Origin of the sequence: Micromonospora sp. NPDC048830, from assembly GCF_043198215.1 — a bacterium.
Classification (GTDB): domain Bacteria; phylum Actinomycetota; class Actinomycetes; order Mycobacteriales; family Micromonosporaceae; genus Micromonospora.
In genome coordinates this window covers 123,320-131,951 of record NZ_JBICUP010000013.1, presented here as the reverse complement: position 1 = coordinate 131,951, position 8,632 = coordinate 123,320, and the positions used below count along the sequence as shown (strand labels likewise).

The window sequence follows — 8,632 nt, the reverse complement described above, 5'->3', positions numbered from 1 at the left end:
CGTACCCGGCTCACCCGCCGTACCCCGGCTCACCCGCCGTACCCCGGCTCACCCGCCGTACCCCGGCTCACCCGCCGTACCCCGGCTCACCCGCCGTACCCCGGCTCACCCGCCGTACCGCCCGGCCTCAGCAGCAGCCGGGCGACCGTCGGCCGTCGCGGCTCAGCCCTTCGGCCGCCCCGCTCACCCCTCGACCGTCGCGGCCAGCTCGCCCTCGGCGAGGCGTACCCGCAGCCGGTCGCCCCCGGCCACCTCGTCGGCCGCCCGGACGACGTGCCCGTCGGCCCGCTGCACGATCGCGTACCCCCGGTCGAGGGTGGCGGCGGGGGAGAGGGCGCGCAGCCGGGCGAGGGTGTGTCGCAGTTCGTCCTCGGCCGCGCCGAGCCGGTGATCCAGGCAGCGCCCGGCCCGCTGGCGCAGCGCGCCGACCTCCGTCGCCCGCTGTTCGACCATCACCTGCGGCCGGGCCAGCACGGGCCGGGAACGCAGCCCGTCGAGGCGGTGCGACTCCCGGTCGACGAGGTTGCGTACGGCGCGCTGGAGCCGGTGCCGGGCCTGCTCGATCAGGCGCAGTTCCTCGCCCAGGTCGGGCACCACCCGCTTGGCCGCGTCGGTCGGCGTGGAGGCCCGTACGTCGGCGACGTAGTCCAGCAGCGGCGCGTCCGTCTCGTGGCCGATCGCGCTGACCACCGGCGTACGGCAGGCGAAGACCGCCCGGCACAGCGCCTCGTCCGAGAACGGCAGCAGGTCCTCGATGCCGCCCCCGCCCCGGGCGATGACGATCACGTCCACGGTCGGGTCGGCGTCGAGCACCTTCAGCGCGTCCACGATCTGCGGCACGGCGCCCGGGCCCTGCACCGCCACGTTGACCGTGCGGAACTCCACGGCCGGCCAGCGGCGGCGGGCGTTGGTGAGCACGTCCCGCTCGGCGGCGGAGGCGCGCCCGGTGATCAGCCCGACCCGGCCCGGCAGGAACGGCAGCCGACGCTTGCGGGCCCGGTCGAACAGGCCCTCGGCGGCCAGCAGCTTCTTCAGCTTCTCCAGCCGCGCCAGCAGCTCGCCGAGCCCGACCTGCCGGATCTCGTCGGCGCGCAGGCTCAGCGTGCCCCGGGCCGCGTAGAACTCGGGCTTGGCGTGCAGCACCACCCGGGCGCCCTCGCGCAGCTCCGGCGCGCCCGCGTCGAGGACGTCCCGGTTCGTGGTGACGGTCAGGCTCAGGTCTGCCGACGGATCCCGCAGGGTGAGGAAGACCGTGCTGGCCCCGGGGCGGCGGCTGATCTGCGCCACCTGACCGTCCACCCACACCCAGCCGAGGCGGGCGATCCACGCCCCCACCTTCTGGCTGACGACCCGCACCGGCCACGGCTCGTCGGCACTGCTCCTGGGGACCTCGCTCACCCCGCCACCCTACGGGCACCCTCCGACGATCACGCGCCGCGCCGTCGATGATGCTGATCGACTCCATGTCGGCGACATTGGGGTGTCCGAGCGCGCGAGATGCCGCCATGGCGGCGATATGGACGCCCGCTCTGCCAGCCCCGGGCGGCTCCTGCGGTGGCGGTCGCAGCCGACGTCGCCCGCGGAGGCGGCACGTAGGATGGGCGGGTGACTCAGGCTGATGCGACGTCCCGGACCGGCAAGCGCGTGCTCCTGGCCAAGCCCCGCGGCTACTGCGCGGGCGTCGACCGGGCGGTGCAGACCGTCGAGGAGGCTCTGAAGCTCTACGGCGCGCCGATCTACGTGCGCAAGCAGATCGTGCACAACAAGCACGTGGTGCGCACCCTGGAGGCCAAGGGCGCGATCTTCGTGGAGGAGAACGAGGAGGTGCCGGAGGGCGCCACCGTCATCTTCTCCGCCCACGGCGTCGCCCCCGAGGTGTACGAGCAGGCGAAGGCGCGCTCGCTGAAGGCGATCGACGCGACCTGCCCGCTGGTGACCAAGGTGCACCAGGAGGCGAAGCGGTTCGCCGCGGAGGACTACGACATCCTGCTGATCGGCCACGAGGGGCACGAGGAGGTCATCGGCACGACCGGAGAGTCCCCCGCGCACATCCAGCTCGTCGACGGCCCGGACGGCGCCGACAAGGTCACCGTGCGGGACCCGGCCAAGGTGGTCTGGCTCTCCCAGACGACGCTGTCGGTCGACGAGACGCTGGAGACGGTGGCCCGGCTGAAGCAGCGGCTGCCGCTGCTCCAGTCGCCGCCCAGCGACGACATCTGCTACGCCACCTCCAACCGGCAGCACGTGGTCAAGGAGATCGCGCCGGAGTGCGACGTGGTGCTGGTCGTCGGGTCGCGCAACTCCTCGAACTCCGTGCGGCTGGTCGAGGTCGCCCTGGACGCCGGCGCCCGCGCCGGCCACCTGATCGACTTCGCGCACGAGATCGACGACGCCTGGCTGGCGGGGGCGACGACGGTCGGCCTCACCTCAGGGGCCAGCGTTCCGGACGAGCTGGTCCAGGAGGTGCTGGCGCACCTCGCCGAGCGCGGCTTCACCGACGTGGACGAGGTGGTGACCGCCAACGAGCGGCTGACCTTCTCCCTGCCGCAGGAGCTCAAGCGGGACATGAAGGCGGCGGTCGCCGGCCGCGCCTGATCCTCGGGTCGTCTCGCGCCGGCCGCGCCTGTTCCTCGGGTCGTCTCGCGCCGGCCGCGCCTGTTCCTCGGGCCGTCTCGCGCCGGCCGCGCCTGATCCTCGCGCCGTCTCGCGCCGGCCGCGCCTGTTCTCCGGGTCGCCTCGCGCCGGCCGAGGCTCCCGGGCCGGTTCTCCCGGCTGCCGGTGGCGCGGGACGCCTGTGGTTGCCGGAACGGATCACGGGCGCGGTGCGTCCGAACGGGTATGAAGACTCCTCGGACGCTCCTGGTAGCCCTGGTCGTCTGCGCGGCGCTGGGCGCCTGCGGCGGCGAGGGGGTCGGCGAAGCCGCCCCCAGTCCCTCCGGCGGGACGACGGTGACCACCCCGCCCGGCACCGGTTCGGTGGACCCGACCGCCCCGGCGGCTCCGACGGCACAGCCGCCCGCGACGCGCCCGACCGGCCCGAGCCGCCCGCCCGGCCCCGGCGCCATGACGCTCACCGGGGTCGTGGAGGCCGGGGTGGAGCCCGGCTGCCGACTGCTCGACGGCTACCAGCTCATCGGCGGCCCCGCGAACGTGCTCGCCGCGGGCGCGAAGGTCACCGTCTCCGGCCAGCCGAAGCCCGGCATGCTGAGCACCTGCCAGCAGGGCACCCCGTTCGTCGTCGAGTCCGCCCGGCGCGCCTGACCCCACCCGCCCCCGCCGCCCCGGCCCGCCGCCCGCACCCCCCGCCCCCCGCTCCCGCCGCCTCCGCCCCCGCACCCTCCGCCCCGCCCGCCGCCCGCACCCCCCGCCCCCGCCCCCGCCGCCTCCGCCCCCGCACCCTCCGCCCCGCCCGCCGCCGCCCGGCCTCCTCCGTCTCCTCTGTTGATCATGGAGATACCGTGACGGAATGTCCGTTCTGGCGCCGTCAACTCCATGATCGACCGGAGCGAGGGAGGGCGGGCGATCGCCGGAGCGAGGGAGGGCGGGCGATCGCCGGGGCGAGGGCGGGTGGCCGGTGGCGGGCGAGGGCGGGCGGCGGTGGGCTGGTGGGCCGGTGGGTGGGGTCAGGGGTGCGTCGTGGGGGGTGGCACCAGCTCCGGTGCCTGCGGCTGCCGGGGCGCCACCTCGACCTGTGCGGGCGTGGCCAGCTCCTGGTCGGAGACGCCCAGCTCGGCGAGCTTGCGCGCGCTCACCAGCACCCGCGCCTCCAGTGAGCCGACCGCCCGGTTGTACGCGGTCACCGCCCCGCCCAGCGCCGAGCCCAGCTTGCCCACGTGGTCGCCCAACGTGGACAGCCGGCCGTACAGCTCCCGGGCGAGGGTGTGCACCGCCACCGCGTTGCGGGCCAGGGCCTCCTGCCGCCACGAGTACGCCACCGTACGCAGCAGCGCGACCAGCGTGGCCGGCGTCGCGAGCACCACGTTGCGGGCGAACGCGTGCTCCAGCAGCGCCGGGTCGCGCTGCAACGCCACGTCGAGGAACGGGTCGGCCGGCACGAACAGCACCACGAACTCGGGGGCGGGGTCGAAAGCCGCCCAGTAGGACTTCGCGGCCAGCGCGTCGACGTGCGCGCGCAGGTGCCGGGCGTGCGCGTCGAGGTGGTCGTTCCGGCCACGCTCGTCGCGGGCCTCCATCGCCGTCAGGTACGCGTCGAAGGGCGCCTTCGCGTCCACCACGACCGAGCGCCCGCCGTGCAGCCGGACCACCAGGTCGGGGCGTACCGTCTGGTGGTCGGTCGCGGCGGTGACCTGCTCGTCGAAGTCGCAGTGCTCCAGCAGTCCGGCGGCCTCGACGATGCGGCGCAGCTGGTGCTCGCCCCACCGGCCGCGCACCTGCGGCGCGCGCAGCGCGGCCACCAGCTGTTTGGTCTCGGTGCGCAGCTCACCGGAGACGGTGCTCATGGCCCGGACCTGCTCGCGCAGCTCGGCGTACGCGTCGACCCGGTCGCGCTCCAGCTCGGCGACCCGGGACTCGTACCGGCGCAGGGTGTCGTGCAGCGGGGCCACCGCCCGGGCCACCGCCTCCTGCGACTGCGCGGTCGCCTCGTAGCTCAGCGCCCGCATCGACTGCTCCAGCCGCCCCTCGCCCTCCCGGACGGCCGCGAGGGTGGCCTCCAGCCGGGCGATCTCGGCCGCCGCCCGGGACCGGGCCGCGAACCAGCCCAGCCCGCCGCCCGCGGCGAGGCAGAGCACCACCACGGCCAGCGTCGAGAAGCTCATTCCCCGAGCTTGCCAAACGCGTACGACGTGACGCCGCCGGGTACGTTCGAAGACATGCGGATCCTGTTCGTGCTTCTCCTGCTGGCGCTGCTCGTGGGCGGGCTCGTCTGGTGGCGCCAGGAGCGCGCCGCCCGGGAGGCACGCAGCCTGGCCGACGTCCGGGCCGACGCGCTGCGGTGGTACGAGCGCCTCGGCGGGCAGGTGATGAACCTGCACGGCGACGACCCGGCGGTGCGCCAGGCGCTGGTGGACGCCGGCGAGCGGTACAACGCGGCGGGCGGCCAGTTGGAGCAGGCACGGACGGTCCAGCAGTACCGGCTGGCCCGGGAGACGGCGCTGGAGGGGCTGGCGTACGTCCGGGCGGCCCGGATCGCGCTGGGCCTCGACCCCGGCCCGGAGCTGCCTCCGCTGGCCGCCGCGCAGGGCACCGGGGAGCTGACCCGGGAGCGCCAGGTGAACGTGCAGGGGCAGGTCTTCAAGGCCGGCCCGCGGCCCGGCCGGGACACGCCCTACTACTACCCGGGTGGGCGCTACCAGGGCCGGCCGGTGCCCGCCGGCTGGTACTCGACGCCGTGGTGGAAGACCGCGCTCGGGGCCGGCGCCGGGGTCCTCGGCGGCATGCTGATCGCCGACGCGCTGTTCTCCCCCGCGTTCGCCGACCCGGGCTACGGCTACGAGGCCGGCTACCAGGAGGGGTTTGACGACGGCGCCGACCAGGCCGGCGACTTCGGCGCCGACCAGGCCGGCGACTTCGGCGGCTCGGGAGACTTCGGCGGCGGCGATTTCGGTGGGGACTTCGGCGGTGGGGACTTCGGCGGGGGCGACTGGTAGCCGCCCGGCGTTCTCCGCTCCGCCGCCGCGTCGGGCCTGGATCGCACCGGCCGCCTCCAGCGGTGCAACAGGGCCCCCTGCTGCGCGGAACGCATCGACAGGGGGCCCTTCCCCACCGCTCAGCCGGTGTTGCGCATGCCGGCGGCGATGCCGTTGACCGTCGTGAGCAGGGCCCGCTCCAGGGCGGTGCCGTCGCTCGGCGGTCGCCGGCCGCCGGGGGCGGTCGCCACGGCCCGGCCGGCCGCGCCCGAGTCCCGGTACTGCCGCAGCAGCGCCACCTGTAGGTGGTGCAGCGGCTCCAGGTAGGTGTCCCGCACCGCGAGGGTGCGCTGGAGCACCGGCGAGTTCTCCAGCGGGGCCGACTCGCCGGTGACCGCCAGCACCTCCCGCCTGGTCAGCTCGTACTCCGCCTCGATCATCGTGAAGATCGGGTGCAGCTTCTTCGGCACCAGCGTCTCGACGTACCGGCGGGCGATGGTCAGGTCCGTCTTGGTCAGCATCATCTCCACGTTCGACAGGAACGTGCGGAAGAAGTGCCAGTTGCGGTGCATCTCGGCGAGGACGTCGTCCAGGCCGGCCGCCCGGGCCGCCGCCAGCCCCGAGCCCACGCCGAACCAGCCGGGAACGATCTGCCGGGTCTGCGTCCAGCCGAACACCCACGGGATGGCCCGCAGCCCGGCCAGCCCCGCCCCGGTGTTCGGGCGCTTCGCCGGCCGGGAGCCGATGTTCAGGGCGCCGAGCAGCTCGGTCGGGGTGGACGCCCAGAAGTACGCCGGCAGGTCCGGGTCCTCCACCAGCGACCGGTACGACCGGAACGCCGCCTCGGAGACCACGTCCATCGTCGCGTCCCAGCGCTCCAGCATCTCGGCGGGCTGCCGGGGCGCGGTGTGCAGCAGGGTGGCCTGGAGCACCGCGGCCATGGTCAGCTCCAGGTTCTCCCGGGCCAGCGCCGGCAGGCTGTACTTGTCGGAGATGACCTCGCCCTGCTCGGTGACCTTGATCGCGCCGTCCAGCGTGCCGTACGGCTGGGCCAGGATCGCCTCGTGGGTCGGGCCGCCGCCGCGCCCGACGGTGCCGCCCCGGCCGTGGAACAGCCGCAGGTGCACCCCGTGCCGGGCCGCCACGTCGCGCAGCGCGCGCTGCGCCCGGTGGATCGACCACTGGCTGGTGGTGATGCCCGCCTCCTTGTTGGAGTCGGAGTAGCCCAGCATCACCTCCTGCACGTCCCCGCGGGCCGCCACGAGGGCCCGGTACGCGGGCAGCGACAGCAGCTCGTCCAGCAGGTCGCCGCCGGCGTTCAGCTCGGCCGGGGTCTCCAGCAGCGGCACGAAGCCGATCCGGGCCCGGCCGCTGTGCACGTCGACCAGCCCGGCCTCCCGGGCCAGCAGCACCGCCGCGAGGACGTCGTCGACGCCGAGCGTCATCGAGATGATGTACGACTCGATGACCTCCGCGCCGAACCGGTCCTGGGCGTCCCGGATCGTGCCGAACACGTCGAACGTCTTGCGGGCGCCCTCGGTCAGCGGGGTGTCCAGCGTGGACAGGGGACGCCGGCCGGTCAGCTCGTCGGCGAGGAGCTTGGTGCGCTCCAGCCGGCTCAGCCTTGCGTAGTCCGGCACCTCGCCGACGGCCGCGTACAGCTGGGCCAGCACCGCGTGGTGCGCCTCGGCGTGCTCGCGGACGTCCATGGTCGCCAGGTGCAGGCCGAACGCCGACACCGTACGGATGGTGGCGGCGAGCCGGCCCACGGCGGTGAGCTGGCCGGAGTTGCGGGCCAGCGAGGCGCGCAGCAGCTCCAGGTCGGCGATCAGCTCGGCGGAGCCCCGGTAGTCCCGCCCGGGCACGTGCGCGGTGCCCTGCCGCAGCCGCTCCCGGGTGTTGGTCAGCTTCGCCTTCACGCACCGGGCCTTCAGCCGGTACGGCTCCTCGGCGTTGACGCGGCGGAACCGGGGCGCCACCTCGGGCAGCGCGTCCAGGTCGGCGGCGAGGCTGGCGGACAGGTCCAGCGACACCCCGCGCAGCCGGCGGGAGACCGAGACCTCGTTGATGAGCTGGTCCATCGCCTTCTCGGTGGCCTCGATGCCGTGCTCGTGCTGGATGCGCAGCACCTCGCCGGTGACCTGCGGGGTGACGAACGGGTTGCCGTCCCGGTCGCCGCCGATCCAGGTGCCGAAGGTCAGCGGGCGGGCCGTCGGCGAGGTCTCCACGCCCAGGACGCGCAGCGTGTCGGCGAGGTCGGTGAGGACCTGCGGGGCGGCCTCGGCGTACAGGTCGCGCAGGTAGTAGATCGCGTTGCGGGCCTCGTCGGTCGGGTCCGGCCGGTCCAGCCGCAGCTCGTCGGTCTGCCACATCAGGTCCAGCAGCTCGGCCAGGCGCCGGTTGGCGGGCCCCTCGTCGCTGGCCCCGTACAGGATGGCGTTGGTGGTCTCGGCGTCCAGCTCGTCGGCGATCGCGCGCAGCTTGGACAGGATCGACCTACGGGCCGCCTCGGTCGGGTGGGCGGTGAACACCGGCCGTACCGCGAGGCGGCGGGCCGCCGCCGCGATCTCCTCGGCGGGCACCCCGCGCTCGGCGATCATCTTGGCCGCCTGGTCCAGCCAGCCGCCCTGGATCGCCCGGCGGCGGCGCAGGTCGCGGGCCCGGTGCACCTGTTCGGTGATGTTGGCCAGGTGGAAGTAGGTGGAGAAGGCGCGAGCCAGCTTGGTGCCGGTGGTCACGTCGAGCCCGGTGAGCCGCTGGGCGGCGGCGGGGGCGTCGGAGCGGACGAGCGCCCGGATCTCCTCCACCAGGTCGAGCAGCGGGCGGCCCTCCTGCCGGGCGAGGGTCTGCCCGAGCAGCGTGCCGAGGCGGCGGATGTCGGCCCGCAGCGCGGCGTCGGGCCCGTCGTGGTCGTGCTGGTCGGTCACGGTGCGCTCCTTCCACGAGTACGAAGGACAGCGCTGTCCGACTTCCTGGATCGTATCCGCGCCGGCCCGGGGGAGCGGAAGGGGGCGAGGGCGTCCCCTTCTCCGGGACGGGCGACC

The 8,632-nt window shown here is 74.9% G+C and carries 6 protein-coding genes; 3 read left to right on the top strand and 3 right to left on the bottom strand.

The annotated features are described in order from the left end of the window. Positions 1–183: 183 nt before the first annotated feature. Complete coding sequence (gene xseA, locus ACGFIZ_RS14255) at positions 184–1,398, bottom strand: exodeoxyribonuclease VII large subunit (protein ID WP_393419225.1); 1,215 nt, start codon at positions 1,396–1,398, stop codon at positions 184–186. A 207-nt stretch (positions 1,399–1,605) separates the two neighbouring features. Here xseA and ACGFIZ_RS14250 point away from each other — a divergent pair, with 207 nt between their 5' ends. Together ACGFIZ_RS14250 and ACGFIZ_RS14245 are read left to right on the top strand one after the other, a co-directional pair. Continuing rightward, positions 1,606–2,595: a 4-hydroxy-3-methylbut-2-enyl diphosphate reductase gene (locus tag ACGFIZ_RS14250; protein ID WP_393419223.1), complete on the top strand. Its 990-nt coding sequence runs from the start codon at positions 1,606–1,608 to the stop codon at positions 2,593–2,595. A gap of 243 nt (positions 2,596–2,838) precedes the next feature. Beyond that, positions 2,839–3,261, top strand: a complete 423-nt coding sequence (locus ACGFIZ_RS14245) for a hypothetical protein (protein ID WP_393419221.1) — start codon at positions 2,839–2,841, stop codon at positions 3,259–3,261. A gap of 362 nt (positions 3,262–3,623) precedes the next feature. On the opposite strand, the gene ACGFIZ_RS14240 is transcribed toward ACGFIZ_RS14245, so the two are convergent. Beyond that, positions 3,624–4,778, bottom strand: coding sequence for a DNA recombination protein RmuC (locus tag ACGFIZ_RS14240; RefSeq protein ID WP_347665902.1), 1,155 nt, complete (start codon positions 4,776–4,778; stop codon positions 3,624–3,626). A 54-nt stretch (positions 4,779–4,832) separates the two neighbouring features. Between ACGFIZ_RS14240 and ACGFIZ_RS14235 the strand changes: the two genes are divergently transcribed. Beyond that, positions 4,833–5,609, top strand: coding sequence for a hypothetical protein (locus tag ACGFIZ_RS14235; protein ID WP_393419219.1), 777 nt, complete (start codon positions 4,833–4,835; stop codon positions 5,607–5,609). 119 nt (positions 5,610–5,728) lie between these two features. On the opposite strand, the gene ppc is transcribed toward ACGFIZ_RS14235, so the two are convergent. Further along, positions 5,729–8,515 carry a phosphoenolpyruvate carboxylase gene (gene ppc / locus ACGFIZ_RS14230; RefSeq protein ID WP_393419217.1) on the bottom strand — a complete coding sequence of 929 codons (2,787 nt, stop codon included), beginning with the start codon at positions 8,513–8,515 and terminating at the stop codon, positions 5,729–5,731. Positions 8,516–8,632 lie beyond the last annotated feature (117 nt).

Bases quoted from the DNA above. Each gene is read 5' to 3' on its own strand.
- ACGFIZ_RS14240 (WP_347665902.1), bottom strand. From the start codon at position 4,778: ATGAGCTTCTCGACGCTGGCCGTGGTGGTGCTCTGCCTCGCCGCGGGC.
- ACGFIZ_RS14245 (WP_393419221.1), top strand. From the start codon at position 2,839: ATGAAGACTCCTCGGACGCTCCTGGTAGCCCTGGTCGTCTGCGCGGCG.
- ACGFIZ_RS14235 (WP_393419219.1), top strand. From the start codon at position 4,833: ATGCGGATCCTGTTCGTGCTTCTCCTGCTGGCGCTGCTCGTGGGCGGG.